We start from the raw sequence: 14,633 nt of genomic DNA on the forward strand, positions 1-14,633 counted from the left end.
AGGCAGGCTAGGTTGTCCAGGCTGGTCGCAATCTCCGGGTGCCCGGCGGGGAGCGCGGCACGATTGATCGCCAGCGCTTCCTGACACAAGGGCTCGGCGGCATCGTAGCGATCCTGTTGCTGATACAGGTAGGCCAGATTGTTCAGGCTGGTCGCAATGTTCGGGTGCCCGGCGGAGAGCGCGGCACGCCGGATCGCCAGCGCTTCCTGATACAAGGGCTCAGCGACATCGTAGCGGCCCTGATCGCTATACAGGGACGCCAGGTTGTTCAGGCCGGCGGCAATCTCCGGGTGCCCGGCGGGGAACGCGGCACGCCGGATCGCCAGCGCCTCCTGATACAAGGGCTCGGCTACTTCGAAGCGACCCTGTTTCTGATGCAGCCCGGCCTGATTGTTCAGGACGGTGGCAATGCGCGGGTGCCCGGCGGGGAACAAGGCACTAATGCACATCCGCGCGTACTGAAACAAGGACTCAGCTTCATCGTAGCGGCCCTGTTGCTGATGAAGGCAGGCTAGGTTGTTCAGGCTCCTTCCAAAAGACTTAAACTCGGCGATATGCGCGCCATCCCGGAGCGCCAGAGCTTCCTGCTCGGCTGCATCGTAGAGGCCCTGATCGTTATACTGAGAAGCCTGATTGTTCGGGCTGGTGGCAATATTCGGTTGCCCTGCGAGAAGCGCGCCACCCCGGATCGCCAGTACGTCCTGAGATAATAACTCTGCTAAATCTTCGCGGTCCTGCTGTTGCAGGGCATGGTGCAGGCCGGTGACAATATTAGGGAACGCTGCAATGAATGCGGCATGCCGGTTCGTCAGCACTTCCTGATACAAGGATTCGGCTGTATCGTAGCGGCCCTGTTGCTGATACAGGTTGGCCAGGCTGTCCAGACTAAGATCAACGTGCGGGTGCCCGGCGGGGAGTGCGGCACGAGAAATCGCCAGCGCTTCCTGATACAAGGGCTCGGCTGCTTCGAAGCGACCCTGCTTGTCATACAGGCTGGCCAGATTGTTCAGGCTGATGGCAATATCAGGATGACCATTCGGCAAGAGTACTTTCGACAGGTCCAATACACGCTCTGTCCAGGCACAACCGATGTGGAGGTAACTACGCTCATGACACCAAACGCCTATGGAAGACAAATCATCCAACATTTCGACACCCACAAGGGTGCGTTGCCAACTTTGCTTCAAGGCCAATAGGGCGAACTGAGGAGTCACATTGCCCGCACCAAGCCATTGCAAGGCTTGGTCGACCACCTCGGTATATTGTGACCACAGTGCATGGAACGCAAGCATGTCGCCTAATATGTTAACCAGCGTGTCACTATCTTTTAGCAGAATAGACTGGTGGGTGCGTTCGGCCAGTGAGAAGGCATCGCTGCCGGTAAAGTAGTTTGCCAATATGCAACGGACGTGTTTCGTTGTCTCTGGATCAGCCAGCAGGCTGTTGGTCAGAATGGCATGCATGATGCTCAATCGGCCATCCCGTGCGTAAAAAAATGGCTCCAGACGAGACATCAAAGGCACCATCACCACATCAGCCAGACGAAAGGTTTCGTGGGGTGCGTTTTCATTGCCAAGTAAAACGGCCAGATCATGTTGTGCCATGCCGGCGCGTGAGCAGGCCATCAGCCGCGCGGCACGACTTCCCAAGTCTGCACCATAGGCACTGAAGTCTTTATCCAATTGGTGTAGGCAGTTAACAAATAAGGCACCCGCGTCGGTATGTTGCAGCAGACTCAGGGTGGTGGACCCTAGTTCTTCATGCGAGGCATGCAAGCGCAACTCTTCCAGCAGCAACCGTAGATAGAGAGGGTTGTTGCTTGAATCTTTCCCAGTAATCTGCTCGATTAGGTTTGAATCTAGTTTTTTACTGTGTTTATCAAGATATTGATGGATCACCTGACTGCGCATGCCGTTATCCAGCGGCGGTAGCGTATGTATCTGCCATCCACTTTCGTCACACAAACTGATGCTACTGACTAGCAAGACTACATGTGGAGGGAGCTTAAGCACCTGCAAGCGCCGCTCACTTACCTTTGCATCGGCAAACTGATTGATTGCATCAAGCAAGAGTATCAGTGGTTTACTGGCTTTAGCTTGTGCTTCTGCCAGAATGCTATACATACACTCCCAGCGTGCCTCCTCATCCTGAGGAATATCGGTCAACAATGGGCCAAACGATTGCGCGAATGCAATCACCCGATCACGCCAAATGTTAATGCTGGGATTTCCATCCGCACCAGTATAATGACCTAATAGCACTAGGTCTTGCTGTGCACTCAACTGCTGTTGCACACTGGCTAACAAGGCGCTTTTGCCTTGGCCGGAAGGCCCCACCACGGCAAGCTTTTGTGGCCCATTCCCTTGTGCGCCAAGCGCCACAGCCTTCAGCAAGTCATCTTGAAAAGGCTGAATCGGAACATAGGCATCCAGACGTGATCTCGCATAGATCTGATGTGCATGCTGTCGTTGGGATTCGGCATCGGGCAATTGATCGGCAGGAAAAAGCAGATCGAGCTGATCCATCAGAAAATGCATGACGGCTTTGCCGAATTCTTCTATTGACGCGTACTGATCAGCCAGGATGCAGTCTGGCCGCTTCGCTAGGATATCTGCCTTGAGTTTTTTCAACTTTTCCTGTGCCAAAGGATCCGCGTCATAGAATGACATCTCGCTTTTTGTTTCTTGACAAATTTTTGCGGTGAACGAAGGATCCCTGAGTAGCATGCCAACCCGACTCGCGAGCAGATCATCTTTTTGCTGATCGAGAAATCCAAAGCGAATCTCTAGATCAGTCACACTGATACCATTTTTTAAGGCGAGTTCAATTGATTCACGATATTTGGATGACGAATGTGCTGTTGCATTCCAATAGTGCGACAAGTCTTGCTCGAGCGGAATCCAGCCGTAGCGTTCTCCCAAAAAACCCAGGAAAAATGGCGGAACACCCAATGAACGGCATTTATCTATTTCCTGAAGACATATTTCGACAGTTTGGCCATTTTTAGCATCCTCCTCAGTTACACCCCACCGCAGATCTATCTCGGTAAAAGTCACCTGCCGCCTTAGGCACTCTTGACGAAACACCGGAAACACATGCTGCAACAAATGATCGCGTTCCAACTCCATATCACGAAATGTAGAAGATAGAAAGATGCGGAAATGGCGTTCCGTATTTGCTACAGGGGAGGAAAGCTTAGTCATTGGTTTCTACCTTTATATACAAATGATGACATATGCAATTGGCGTTTTTTAGTTAGCCTGGTAACGTATACTTCAACGACTTGATTGATTAACTATGCATTTGATGGTGCGCTTACACGTTAGGTATGCAATGGTGCCACTCACTACAAATAATAAACATGACGAGTGATTACTGCATACTTCCGAGCCCTTCCGGAACCCTGTTGGATACGATAGAAAGGCCATCGGCTAGGATGCGCATCTCTCGATCTGCTAGATGTGGTTTTTTACCATGAATATAGTTGAACGCTTCTCTTGGGGACACCGGTGGTAATTTTGCTTTTGCTCTTTCGTTGTTCCAGCCAGCTATGAGCGCCAATCCATTTGGTACCGTTTCGATGACGGCGAGAACATTTGGATAATATTCCTGCATGAGCAGTTGGTACATGGACAGCGTAAAATCCTGCTTCTGCTCTTGGGTGACCGCACTGACGGCGACATCCTCCGCATTAACAGTTACACCGAAAGTAACCAATACAATAAAAATAAATATTTTTTTCATTTCTACCACCCTGACCTTTGCAATTACATAGCAACATGTCAAAAAATACATTGCTACCTTTAGCTCAAAACTGCCAGTCATATAGTTTGTAAATCATATACTAAGATTTTCAGAAGTATTGTCACATCGCCGCATATTGGCACTCGGGCTGGCTGAAAAATGATCTGACCGGCCTGGGTAGCTTCTGAATTCGCCGCAATGCGCCGAGCGCCATCCGCTTCATCTCGTCCATCGACTGCACAAGCTGTCTCGACACCTGACGTTTGACGTGCGCCCAGACCTGCTCGTCAGGGTTCAGTTGCGGCGAATACGGCGGCAAATAGAACAGCCGAAGCTTTCCGCGCTGCTGCTCGACATACTCCCGCACCAACTTGGCTTTGTGGATCGGGTGCCCATCCACCACCACGAATACTGGCATCTGCGCTCCAACCATCAGTCGCCTCAGGAAGTCTCGGAATACGGGTGCCGTCACAGATCCTTCGTGCAACATGAAACGGAACTCTCCACGCGGGCTGACCGCCGAAATCATGTTCAGCGAAAAACGCTGGCCAGTGACCGTGACCACCGGTGTTTCGCCAACAGGTGCCCACGTCGTGCCTGTGTGGTAATCCGAGCGGATGCCCGACTCATCCGCGAAGTAGATTGTCGCGCCCTCTGCGCGGGCCTGCGCCTTGATCGACGGATAGACCTCGGACTCCCATGCCTTGACCAGAGTGGCGTCTTGTTGCCAGGCCTGATACAGCGGCTTTTGTGCGGAGAAGCCAAGCAGCTTCATGAGCCGACTCACCGAAGCCAGCGACAGTTTCTTGCCCAGTTCACTCTCGATCAATGCCGCAATCAGTGTCAGTGTCCATAGCCCGAAGGCGAACTTGTACTGCTGGGGGCTATGATCCTTGACCGCATTCGCCAGCCAGCGCATTTCCTCCGCGCTGATCTTGGCCGGTCGGCCAGGAATCGGCTTGGCCAGCAGCGCGTTCTGTCCACCGTTGGCAAAGTCGGCCAGCCAGCGGAACACACTGCGCACATTGACACCGTACGCAGCCGCTACGCTGTGCACATCCTGCCCTTCACGAATGGCCTTGATGGCCTGCTGCCGCATGACAGGAAGCGCTGCACGGCCATGCTTGCGGCCATCTGTTGATCGTTTGCATTTCATGTGAGTATTTTCGCATGAAAATGACAATGTTTTATAAAAGGTTAGTATCTGATAACCTGAACTTCTTGTAATTTCAGAAATTTCGTCGTACAGGGAGATGGCGTACAAACGGTTGTTGCACTACCTGTAGCACCAAATCAATTCTATCCAACCTTTCCTGCAGTAATACAGGCGAGACAATCCGAGTTTTGTCATTGGCTGAAAATATAGTTGAGCGCCAAGCTTGCCAGTTTTTCATGTTGACTCGCTCGTGTAAATTCGACATTGGGCTACCTAGCGGATATGACCAGTACGGGGAAACGGCAGCATGCAACGCCAATTGGTCCATTGTAGGATCATGTATCCCTAAAGCAGAAAGCACCTCTCGCCAAACATTAAATACTGCATGGTTAGTTGCGCCTTCGCTTTGCATGGTTTGGCCTGAATGAATAAGATGCTTTACCACTGGTTGTGCGATGGAGCCTATACGCCAATGTTTCGCAAGGCGAAAGGCATGAAGCCAGTCTTCTCCAATACGTAACTCGGGAGGGGGTACATCTATTAATGATGACCGACGCAACATTGTGGCACAACCCCAGATAGGGCAACAAAATATAGATTCAACTAGTAGAGCCTCATGATTACACGGAAACACCTGGACGAAAGGAGCATTCTCTCTAGCCATTAGCAAACTTCCACCAATCATTCCCAATTTCGAATCCGAAATAAAAGATTGCAATTGGTAAATGAAGCGCATTTCAAGCGCAATGTCATCTGCGTCATGGAAGGCGATAAAATCCCCGCGCGAGTGCTCAATTGCAATACGCCGAGAAACACCAGGCCCAACATTTTTATCTAGTGATATTAGTTGTATCGAAAAGCGTGGATCATGTTGAATTGGATGTCGCCGCAGAAGTTCAAGTGTATTATCTTGCGAAGCATCATCAACCAACACCAAATCAACAACCCCTATGCTATCCAGGCAGGCCTCACGCAATGAGTTAAGAGAAGCATAGAGATAATTCTCTACGTTATAGCAAGGCACTACGATGCTTAGTGTTGTCAATTTATTTAATTCACTCAATATTGAATTAATTTCAAATTAGTGCCAACCCTACTTGGGCGTTGCCAAGAAGCCAATCAGAGCACCATTCGCAATCAATCTAAGTATGACTATCTCTTAAATTCATTAAATCGTTGGATATTAAGCACCTGTCCAACCCTGCTTTTTTTTCCTTCTGAATCAGCATGCGTCAAACTCAAGATGTATTTCTTGCGTTAGAACATCACCACCTAATTTTTCAGCCTCTCATCTGTTTCAAATTGCAGTACTGCATCTTGAAGTGCTGTTGCAAGATCGCGTAAATTTGAGAGAAAACGATCTCCGAACGCACAACTCTTGCGATACGGTCGCCACCAGCACTAAAGGTGACGTCGATGATCTGAGTGCTGCGGTGCGGGCGAGTAGCCCTTGTCCTGCAATCTGTGGATCACTTCGACGAACACAGCTGAGCAAGTCGCTCTCGGAACGACCTTGATGATGCACGATCGATGTTGGTCGCCAGCGCAGCGAAATGTACAACTGACCAGGCGACTCCTTGGGAGTCTCCTTAGATGGACCATGTGCATTCACATTTTTCGCCATGATCAGGAACCTCATCGGCGTATCCTGAAAAATTCTTGCTCAGGTCATGCCAAAGCGGCTGGCTTATGAAAGACCTGTTTACCTGCTGACGACAAGTGTAATCATGTTTAATGAATGTATTCATTATCTATTTCAGTGTCACTCTCATGGCTAACGGTTCGACATAACTATTTCGCCCACCCCATGCATATGAATGTCAAACTCTGAATCACTAGTTATACTTTATTGTCAATCAATGCATTTAGTTGATAATTTTTGAATTAAAATGATTTCCTTGCCTTCATTCGCACTTCGCAAGTGCTGTTGCAATAAAACATCATCTCGCAAAAAATCTAAAATTTTTTATTGTATTCGCAGCCACAACTCAGGCTGGTTAGCTGTCAGGTTCCGGTCAATTGAATGTTCATTCGCAGCTATTCACTCATCCTCGCCAGATTGGTTTTGAATAAGCTGCGGTAGTCATCTGCCAAGCCTGATCTTGAACATGCGTCTGCATTAAAATGGCGTGCATTTGATCAGTTTGGTCAGTCCCTTGAGATGCAATTGCAAGGTTACTTATGAGCAAGCCGACGCTGCGCAGGAACTTGCCACCCAAAGCACACAGGCCTGCGAACGGATTTTCGACGCGGAGCCGGATCTTGGTGATGCTTCGGTTACGCCCGGCCTGAGTTTCGGATAGCGCCTGCTTCGGCCTGGTGCGGCGCTGGATGTGTTGCTGCCAACCGCGCGCTTTGAGGAAGTCCAGTGCGGTGTAACCGCGGTCGGCGTACAGATCCCGGCTAGTTTTGCTCCGGTTGAGCACCTTCAACAGATGAGTCTGATCGCCTTCGTTGGCCGGGCTTACATGCACGGTGCGGATCAGCTTGTATCCGCAGGTCTGCTTGCCGTGCTTCTCGGTCCAACGTGCATCGACATCCTTGTGCGCCAGCTTCTTGGCCGACCAGTCCTCCGGCGTTTCTCCCAGCTTGATCTATGCGTTCTCGGTCCGGCCGTTGCGCTGAGTCGGTACCGGCACCAAGGTGGCGTCGATGATCTGGCCACAACGGGCCAAGTAGCCCTCGGCCTGTAGTTGGCGGTTCACTTCTTCGAACAAGCTTGCCCCCAGGCCCGCCTGCACTAGGCGCTCACGGAAGGCCCACACCGTATTGCGATTCGGCACCTTGTCGCTGTCACGGATGCCGAGAAAACGACGAATGCTGGCCCGGTCGAGCACTTGGGACTCGAGCTGGGAATCGGACAGGTTGAACTGCTGCTGGATGACCAGCAGGCGGATCAACAACTCGGTCGGGTATGGAGATCGACCGCAAAGTAACGGCGCGGTCTCGGCAATGTGCGGTCGATGCCGGCAGCTAACGCGGCAAAGTCGACATGGCGGCCCAGCGACTCCAGCGGGTCACCCAGCTTGGACAGCTTGCTTTCTCGTTCTTCGGCGGCGAACAGGCTCTTCATCGGTGCATCTCAGTCAGCGAATAGTCAGATCAGAAGGGTTCTCGGTTGTTCTTAACGCACTGACCGCTTCTGGTTAAACCTCTGTTTACTCTGGTCAGCCAAAGGCTGGATTAATACTGTTCGCCACGCGAACCACCCTCCTCGTCCAGCCAGCGGATCCGACTGCAGTTAAGGTCAGCCAGTGATCGGTAGGCCACGCGCACTTGTTGGCCCTGGCCGAATTCGAGCAGCGTGACACGTTCCCCTTCAACCAGTTCGACCTTGTACTGAATGCCTGCGCGCTCGAAGTAACGGCCTTCACTGACGTGCCGTGGCTTGTTTTCGGCAAGAATCTGGTCGGCTTCCGGCAACCGGGCGAACTGCTCGAACCAGTCTTCGGCCGCAGTAGCGACGGCTGTTTGCTCGCCTGCGTGACGGGCGTGTTCGCACGCCCGTCGGGCGCGCTGTTCAAACCGCAAGAGATCCCCCTCGCTGACCGGCTGCGGCGCACCGCCCTGCACTTCCGGTCGACCCAGCACAAAGGTGTTGCCTTCGCTGCGCAGCGTCTCGCCGCTGGCAAGCAAGGGCAACGAGCCGTCGGCGATCCGGTGCAGCAACAGGCGCTGGCTCTGGGTTAGCTGCTTGATCGCGTTGGCAGCCTGTACATGCTGGCGGTATTTCTCCGGTTCCTTGAGGAAGCTGCGGAACACCAGGAACAGGTTCTCCCCGCTGTAACGCGTAATCAACTGGCCGAATTCTTTCAGGCGCTGCTGCAGGTTGACGCCTAGGCGCTTTGCCTCGCGCAGCAAGGTCGCGATTTGGATGGGTTGCACTCCTCTGTCGAGTAGTGACATCGACGGACGCGGCAAGGTGAAGCGGCCGACTCTGAAAAATCCTTCCGGCAAGCCGGTCTTGGCGTCGGTGGGCCTGCTTTCAATCTTTTCGGCCAGCAGCGCTGCGCCTTTGGCGGTGAAGCGCAGGGTCTTGTCATCGCCCATCGGCTCAATAATTCCTTTTTTTCTTAAATTCCCTAAAATCTTGAAAAAGCTAGTTTTTGCCAAATCGGCGAAATCCGCGATTTTCTTGCGGTGAGCCGTGATTGGACGCGTGTAGTCCGCAGAGTCCAAAAAACAGATCAATGCGGCGACCAGGTCCTTTTCGCCGGCACCGGACAACTCGGTGTTGATGGCCAGGCGGTTCATGCGCAAGGCGGTCTGCAGTACCAGCAGCTTGTGCGGGAAGTTGGTCAATGTAGACATGGTTGACCCTCATAAAAGCCGACGCCCACCTGGCTGTGCGTGTGCGAGGTGGGCGTCTTGCTGAAAATGATCCGGAATGAAAAAGGCCTCAGTCGTGTGACTGAGGCCTTTGGCTTGGTCCGCCGAGTTTGCGGCGGTCTTGGATCTCTATGTGGTGGTCTACCACCACTCGGATCATGCTTGGTTGGTGGGCAGTTCAGTTGACTGAACTGTCTGGCCAGAAGGGAGTGCTGCGGGGCAGGCGTTGTCGCCTGGTTCAGTCGACTGAACTTTGTTGCGTGCGGTGCTTCCATTGCGGAAGGCAGTGCACGGTTCAGTTGACTGAACTGACGATTGCGCACGCTTGCGTTGAACGGCCAAAGCGATAGGTTCAGTCGACTGAACCGCGTGTGAGTTTGGCATGCATATACATGCATGCAGTTCAGTTGACTGAACTTGGCTACTGCCAGTTGAACTGGTGCGTCCACGTTCACTCGGTTGAATTCGCTGATCTGGTTTGCCGATCTCGGCAAACCGTTCAACAAATTCAGTCGGGTGGATGCGGTTGCTGCCGAGGCGTGTGCCGAAGGCAGGTTCAGTTGACTGAGCTGGTTGTTCTGCGACTCGGCATGCTGAGGGTAAGACTGTGAGTTCAGTCGACTGAACCGGGTGAGTGTCATCCGTGCGAGCGCATCAAACTGATCGCAGTTCAGTTGACTGAACTGGCGTGCGAGGTGACGGGGCAATGCTTCCACAGCCACTCGGTTGAACACGCTGTTCGTGCATGCACCTTGCGGGGCGCCGTTCAGTATGTTCAGTCGGGTGGGGGCGGTTGTTGTCGAGGAGTGTGCTGATGCGAAGTTCAGTTGACTGAACCCGCTTGAGAGAAGGGTGAAAGCAAAGCGCAAACCCACTGAGTTCAGTTGACTGAACTCAGTGGGGGAGGACGCGATGGCCAGTTCGGTAACTGGAAAGTTCAGTCGACTGAACTGACTGGATTTCGCCGTGCGTACGAGTGACCTCAATCCGTGTCTCTCATCTGGCTGAGGTGGTTGAGTAGCACGCGCTCGACTTCTTCTGCCATGCGCGCAATGCCGTCTGCCGGGAGGTTGGTCAGATCCAGTGCGACGCTGAAAGCCTTGTCGTTGAACTTGATCTTGCCAACGCCGGCGATCGGGCGGGAGTTGGACGATGCCCGCTTACGCCCCTTGCCGCTGGAGTGTTCAAGTTGCTTGGTGGCGTATTCGCGCAATTTCTGTTGCGACCAGCCTTCCGCGATTTTGGTGGCGGCAAATTTGGCCTTGTCGAGACCTGCTCGTTCCTGTAGGGCATGAATGCGGTCGACAGCAGTGCTGCCAAACAACGTCTTGTTCGACTCGATGATTTCAAGCAGGCTGACGTCAAGCTTGGAAAATTTCAAAACCATCGAAATGAGGGATTTGTTGACACCAAGCGACTGAGCGATTTCATCCTGGCTTGCGAACACGCCTTGTTCGAGTGCCGCGTGGAAGCTCATGCCCCGGTCGTAGTCAGACATCGAGGTGCGAGCTTCGTTGGCGTCGAAGCCCATCCGGTAGGCGTCCGCAGCGCTCATCGCAGGCTTGATGACGGCCTTGATGGTGTCCGTGACCTGGATCGAGCGCATGGCTTTCAGCCGGGTCAATCCATCAATCACTTCGTAGCGGCCATCCTGTTTGGCGAACACTGTGATCGGGGTGATCTGCCCGTTGAGCGGATTGCCGTCTCCGACACGCAGGAAGTCCAGCGCCATCCGTTCGACGTCTGTCGTGCTGTAATGCCAGCGCGGCCTGACTTTCGGTTCGTCGATCAGCGCCATCGACAGGATATCGAACGACTCTCCCTGAGTTGGCAGCTTGGCAGGCGACTCAGGGACAGGGGAGGGCGCTTGCTCGTCGAAGTTTCGCACCAGATCTTCCAGCGAGACGGACCCGCTGGGTTTGGGCAGGCGGGAAGGTCCGCGCTGGAACTGGTCGACGCCTAGAGGACGGCCGCGGGTCATTTCTTGCCTCCATCGAGTACCTTCAGTCGACTGAGGATTTCCATGCTGACCGAGCGCATCGCCTCGATGCTCAGTGGCGTCGCCTGCTTGAAGAAAGCAATCGGCACGTTTTCGTCCAGCGCCTTGTTGTAATCCTCGGTCTGGTGGAGCTGATGTTCGGTGATGTGGTTCGGGAAACGCTCAGCAAGCGTAGCCAGGTTGCGCTGCATGCGCGGACGGGTCCGGCTGAACATTGTCGGCACGGGCACGACATCAGGAGATCGGCCGGTTGCGTCCGAAAACTCGACCAGCATGTCTTCTAGTCGGCTCAGCGCGCGCAAAGAGAACTTATCGAAACGGATCGGGCAGACCAGCATGTCTGCTGCGACCATCGCGTTGCGGCTGAGTGCAGCGCTCGACGGCGAGTTGTCGAAAATGATCACATCGTAGACCGACAGGTCGACGCCCGGGATTTCGCCATTGCGTGCCTTGGCGATGAACAGGCTGTAGCGCAAGTCGCTATGCATCGAGGCATTGAGGCTGGTATTCATGTCCTCCAGTGCTTCGTAAGCCGGGATCAGATGAGGCCCGTACTGCCCAAAGGGATACTTGATCAGCTGGTCTAGCGTCATCGCTTCGTTGCGCGAATTTGGCAGCGGCAGCAGGTTGCCCCAGTGGCCCGTGATGCCAAGGTCAGCGGACAGTCCTTCCTCCTTGAGGTCCTCGGGGGAACGGTCCGGGTCGTAGCCCAGCATCGAGGTTGCATCGCCCTGAGGGTCGTTGTCGACCAGCAGGACACGCAAACCCTGCAACTGAAGGTTGATGGCCAGGTTGACCGCCAAGGTGGTCTTCGCAACGCCACCCTTGCGGACAAAAACGGTGATGATCTTCTGGCTGGAGAGTCCCTTGAGGTCTCCCTTTGCCCGACGTCGCCACTGCAACTCGAAGACGTTGTCCGGCGAGTAGGAGCGCGCTTCGACCGAGCCGCGCATTACCCGGCCCACTTCGACACCCAGATCTTCTTCCAGTTTACGGATGTAGCCAGGCGTCGTTCCAAGCAGGTCGGACACGAATTTCGGGCTGAAGCTCAGATTGTTGAGGGTGCCGTCAGAAGACATGTGAGTACACCATAGGTTAGATACTGGTGACTTTATGTTGAGAACCTATCCCTAGTCAATTGGATTAGGGTGTGTTTTGGTATGTTTGATGCGGAATTTTGTTTGTTTTTGGTAAAAAACAGACAATCCTGCATCTTGATGGGCCGGATTTTGGATTTTTTTCCAGAAAAAACTCTGTCGAGCGCACGTTACGACAGATGCTGGACGACCGATTCAGGTGGTTTCGTGCGTGGTAGTTCGGCGAAGCGGGAGGAGTAGCACGGACTGGTCTTGTCGCGGCGCATCTGCCATCCGCTAGCGATCGCCTCGGCGCCCAGCCTGAGCGTGCCGCGGCCGTAGCGGTGGTTGACGGTGTCGAGCGCGCCCAGTAGCGCCAGGCGTGCGGGCCCGGTCTTTGGCGCCAGCCAGTCAGCCTGCCGTGCGGCGCCCGTTTGCAGCTCGGCCAGCATCACGCCGACCTTCTTGTACGCGTAGCCCTTCTTGTAGAGCCGATCGAGCAGCGCGAGCGCCGCGCGGGTGAGCGCGAGCGTGTCACAGCTTGCGACCGGCAACGGCCGCCAGTCGCACGCGTGGTGCTGCGCGTCCTGTTCGCGGAAGCGGTGGGTGTGCAGTTGCACGCCAATCAGGCCGGCGGCGCTGCCTTGCGCGCGCAGGTCGTGTGCCGCCTGCGCGGTGTGGTGGGCCAGCGCAGCGGCCAGCGCGTCGCGCTCGTAAAGCAGCGTGCCGAAGCTGCGGCTGCGCACCAGTTGCTGGCGCGGCGGCGCGACGTCCTCCAGCGCGAGGCAGGCGGCCCCGTTGAGTTCGCGGATCACCCGTTCCACCACCACGCCGAAGCGGCGGCGGATCAGCGCGGGGTCGGCGCGGGCGAGATCCAATGCGTTGTGGACGCCCAGGTCCGAGAGCTGGTCGGCAAGCCTGCGCCCGATCCCCCACACCTCGGCCGCCGGCTCGCTCTCCAGCGCCTTCGCCTGCCGTTCCGGGCTGAGGCTGCCCCAGTCGAGCACGCCGGCGAGCTTGCCGTGCCGCTTGGCCAGATGGTTGCAGAACTTGGCCAGCGTCTTGCTCGGGCCGACGCCGACGCAGGTGGGCAGACCCACCCACTGTTCGACGCGCGCGCGCAGGCGCTGGCCAAGGTCGGTCGGGTCGTCCGGCAGGCCGGTGAGGTCGGCGAAGCATTCGTCGATCGAGTACACCTCGAAGCGCGGCACCAGCGAGGCTATGATGTCCATCATGCGCCGGCTCATGTCGGCGTACAGCTCGTAGTTGCTGGAGAACACCGTCAGCAGCCCCTTGCGCTCCAGGTGCGCGACCTCGAAATACGGCGCGCCCATGCGGATGCCGAGCGCCTTCGCCTCGCGGGTGCGGGTCACCACGCAGCCGTCGTTGTTGGAGAGCACCACGATCGGCGTTTTGGCCAGGTCCGGGCGGAACACCCGCTCGCACGAGGCGTAGAACGAATTGCCGTCGATCAGCGCGAACGTGGGCATGCGTGCTTGACGATGAAGGTGACCACGCCGATGAGCCGCCACTCCTCATCGCCGCCCGGGCGCAGCACCGGATAGGGCATCCACGCGTTTTCCGGATGCAGCTCGAGGCCGGCCGGCGTCTTGCGCAGGCGCTTGACGGTGAACTCGGTGGCAAGCTGCACGATCACGATGTTGCCGCTCACCGGCTCTCGCGCGCGGTCGACCACCAAGAGGTCGCCGTCGTCGATGCCGGCGTCGCTCATCGAGTCGCCCGCCGCGTACAGCGCGAAGGTCGCCGGCGGGTGGGCGACCAGGTACTGGTTGAAGTCGAGCGCGCCGGCGGCGTAGCTCTCCGCCGGTGACGGGAAGCCCGCCTGCACGCGCGCGTGCATCAGCGCGGTGGTGGCGGCAGCCGGCGCGAGGGCGACGGGGGTTAGGTGCGGTGTCATCGCGGTAATCTTGAAATGCGAAACATTATTCAAGTTTGCCGCAGCCAACGCCGCCGTGCAACGGCGCGGCGGCCTTGGCATGCATGGCCGGTAGTTTGCCTAAAAAACAGGCAGTACGTGCAAGGCAGGCGGGGCGAGGGTTGCGGGGGTGGCAGGCGCCGTGGCGGCCGGGTTTTCAACAGAAATTGTGAATATCAGGCTTTGGTAATGCCAGAGCGAGAGTTTGCAGGTTGGTCGTGTTGAGCAGGTCTGCCACACGTCCTACGCATGCATGTAGATTGGACGATTGGCGCTTGCTTTAAGCGGCCTCGTTCACTCGGCAGTAGGAGGCCTTCGGCCCATGGGGAAGGCCTTCGGCCGTGGAGGACGCCTACAGCGTCCGCGCTCTTGGCCTCGGGTTGAACCGCTGGG

At 55.4% G+C, this 14,633-nt stretch carries 12 protein-coding genes; all 12 read right to left on the reverse strand.

The genetic code is table 11. The features are described 5' to 3' along the window. Positions 1-3,203, reverse strand: a 3,203-nt coding sequence (locus E5K04_RS15585) for a tetratricopeptide repeat protein (protein WP_136555775.1), incomplete at its 3' end; no start/stop codon positions are given. A 169-nt stretch (positions 3,204-3,372) separates the two neighbouring features. Further along, positions 3,373-3,744 (reverse strand): hypothetical protein, encoded by a 372-nt coding sequence (locus tag E5K04_RS15590; RefSeq protein ID WP_136555776.1) that lies wholly within the window; start codon positions 3,742-3,744, stop codon positions 3,373-3,375. Positions 3,745-3,865: 121 nt separating this feature from the next. Continuing rightward, positions 3,866-4,900 (reverse strand): IS630 family transposase, encoded by a 1,035-nt coding sequence (locus E5K04_RS15595; protein ID WP_136555777.1) that lies wholly within the window; start codon positions 4,898-4,900, stop codon positions 3,866-3,868. A 73-nt stretch (positions 4,901-4,973) separates the two neighbouring features. Beyond that, positions 4,974-5,963 (reverse strand): glycosyltransferase family 2 protein, encoded by a 990-nt coding sequence (locus E5K04_RS15600; protein WP_168929259.1) that lies wholly within the window; start codon positions 5,961-5,963, stop codon positions 4,974-4,976. 982 nt (positions 5,964-6,945) lie between these two features. Continuing rightward, the gene (locus E5K04_RS15605) at positions 6,946-7,494 is read right to left on the reverse strand and encodes a transposase (RefSeq protein WP_136555779.1); all 549 of its coding nucleotides are present in this window, start codon (positions 7,492-7,494) and stop codon (positions 6,946-6,948) included. Next, positions 7,495-7,800 (reverse strand): transposase, encoded by a 306-nt coding sequence (locus tag E5K04_RS15610; protein ID WP_168929260.1) that lies wholly within the window; start codon positions 7,798-7,800, stop codon positions 7,495-7,497. Continuing rightward, on the reverse strand, positions 7,797-7,973 hold the full coding sequence (locus tag E5K04_RS16705; protein ID WP_168929261.1) for a hypothetical protein: 177 nt from the start codon (positions 7,971-7,973) through the stop codon (positions 7,797-7,799). The genes E5K04_RS15610 and E5K04_RS16705 overlap by 4 nt, the downstream gene beginning before the upstream one ends. A 110-nt stretch (positions 7,974-8,083) precedes the next feature. Continuing rightward, the gene (locus tag E5K04_RS15615; RefSeq protein WP_136555781.1) at positions 8,084-9,211 is read right to left on the reverse strand and encodes a hypothetical protein; all 1,128 of its coding nucleotides are present in this window, start codon (positions 9,209-9,211) and stop codon (positions 8,084-8,086) included. A gap of 1,000 nt (positions 9,212-10,211) precedes the next feature. Beyond that, a complete protein-coding gene (locus E5K04_RS15620; RefSeq protein WP_136555782.1) occupies positions 10,212-11,210 on the reverse strand; it encodes a ParB/RepB/Spo0J family partition protein in 999 nt (332 codons plus the stop codon). Next, complete coding sequence (locus tag E5K04_RS15625) at positions 11,207-12,307, reverse strand: AAA family ATPase (protein ID WP_136555783.1); 1,101 nt, start codon at positions 12,305-12,307, stop codon at positions 11,207-11,209. Before E5K04_RS15625 ends, E5K04_RS15620 begins: the two co-directional genes overlap by 4 nt. Positions 12,308-12,495: 188 nt before the next feature. Beyond that, a complete protein-coding gene (locus E5K04_RS15630) occupies positions 12,496-13,794 on the reverse strand; it encodes a Y-family DNA polymerase (protein ID WP_136555784.1) in 1,299 nt (432 codons plus the stop codon). After that, positions 13,776-14,222: a LexA family protein gene (locus tag E5K04_RS15635; RefSeq protein ID WP_168929262.1), complete on the reverse strand. Its 447-nt coding sequence runs from the start codon at positions 14,220-14,222 to the stop codon at positions 13,776-13,778. Before E5K04_RS15635 ends, E5K04_RS15630 begins: the two co-directional genes overlap by 19 nt. Positions 14,223-14,633 lie beyond the last annotated feature (411 nt).

Origin of the sequence: Crenobacter intestini (assembly GCF_004919095.1) — a bacterium.
Lineage (GTDB): Bacteria > Pseudomonadota > Gammaproteobacteria > Burkholderiales > Chromobacteriaceae > Craterilacuibacter > Craterilacuibacter intestini.

Coding starts and splice junctions, on each gene's coding strand:
- E5K04_RS15630 (WP_136555784.1), bottom strand. CDS start 13,794: ATGCCCACGTTCGCGCTGATCGACGGCAATTCGTTCTACGCCTCGTGC.
- E5K04_RS15625 (WP_136555783.1), bottom strand. CDS start 12,307: ATGTCTTCTGACGGCACCCTCAACAATCTGAGCTTCAGCCCGAAATTC.
- E5K04_RS15590 (WP_136555776.1), bottom strand. CDS start 3,744: ATGAAAAAAATATTTATTTTTATTGTATTGGTTACTTTCGGTGTAACT.
- E5K04_RS15635 (WP_168929262.1), bottom strand. CDS start 14,222: ATGACACCGCACCTAACCCCCGTCGCCCTCGCGCCGGCTGCCGCCACC.
- E5K04_RS15615 (WP_136555781.1), bottom strand. CDS start 9,211: ATGTCTACATTGACCAACTTCCCGCACAAGCTGCTGGTACTGCAGACC.
- E5K04_RS16705 (WP_168929261.1), bottom strand. CDS start 7,973: ATGAAGAGCCTGTTCGCCGCCGAAGAACGAGAAAGCAAGCTGTCCAAG.
- E5K04_RS15620 (WP_136555782.1), bottom strand. CDS start 11,210: ATGACCCGCGGCCGTCCTCTAGGCGTCGACCAGTTCCAGCGCGGACCT.
- E5K04_RS15595 (WP_136555777.1), bottom strand. CDS start 4,900: ATGAAATGCAAACGATCAACAGATGGCCGCAAGCATGGCCGTGCAGCG.